The sequence below is a fragment of the Streptomyces sp. SID3343 genome (assembly GCF_009865215.1).
Classification (GTDB): Bacteria; Actinomycetota; Actinomycetes; order Streptomycetales; family Streptomycetaceae; genus Embleya.
The window spans coordinates 1-950 of the sequence record NZ_WWJX01000799.1 but is presented as its reverse complement, the minus strand read 5'-3'; the positions used below and the strand labels follow the sequence as shown (position 1 = coordinate 950).

At 76.1% G+C, this 950-nt stretch carries 1 protein-coding gene; it reads left to right on the top strand.

Features of this window, described 5'->3' with window-relative positions:
- Positions 1-93 precede the first annotated feature (93 nt).
- Positions 94-950, top strand: an 857-nt coding sequence (locus GT354_RS24800; protein ID WP_346012156.1) for an SAV_2336 N-terminal domain-related protein, incomplete at its 3' end; no start/stop codon positions are given.

Genomic DNA, 950 nt, shown 5'->3' with positions numbered 1-950 from the left:
GGCCCGGAACCGGACTTCCGCCACCCGTTCGACGCAAGTCGCCCCCCGAACACGACCACCCGACCGCCCCACGAGCCGGACACGCACGGCCTCGTGCGCGTCCCAGCCCGCGAGCCCGCGAGCCCCCGGACGCGCTTGGCGGCGCCCGCGATGAGCCGCCTGCTGCGCCCGCTGCGCGATCGGCTCGACGCGCCCGACGCCTTCGAGGTGGACGAGGACGCGACCGCCGAACGCTTCGCCGAGGCACCGTGGTTGCCGCCCGTGCTGCGCGCCGCGTCCGAACGGCGATGGGAACTGGCCCTGGTCGTCGACGCCGCGCCGCAGATGGCGGTGTGGCGTGAGGAGGCAGCCCGGCTCGCCCACATGCTGCGTACCTACGGCGGATTCCGCGACCTCAAGGTGTACCGCCTGGAGACCGGCGCCGACGCGCCCGAAGGAGCGCTGCTGCGCGGACCGGGAAAGGGCTCGCCGCCGCGTTCGCCACGCAGCCTCGTCGACCCGTCGGGCCGGCGGATCGTCCTGGTACTGACCGACGCCTTCGCGCCGGCCTGGCGCCGAGGCGCGGGCCACGACCTGCTGCGCACGTGGGGCCGGCGGCAACCCGTCGCCGTCGTACACGCGTTGCCGCAACGGCTGTGGCACCTGACGGGGTTGTTCCCGCGGCGCATGCGGCTGCACGCGACCGGTGCGTCCACCGCCAACGCCGATCTGCGCTGGGAGTTCGTCGACGCGATGATCGACGCGTGGTCGGCGCCGGCCGGTGGGTCGCCGACGCGGCTCGGGGCGCCCCGCGGCGCGGTCGCGGTGCCCGTCCTGGAGTCGGATCCCGACTGGCTCGGCCCGTGGGTGCGGTTCGTGACGGGGCACGGGCCGCGGTGGACCCGACTCGCCGGGTTGATCGCCACGCCCTGGGCACCGGCGGCGAGCGCCGACGAGCCGGTCGAGGCCCG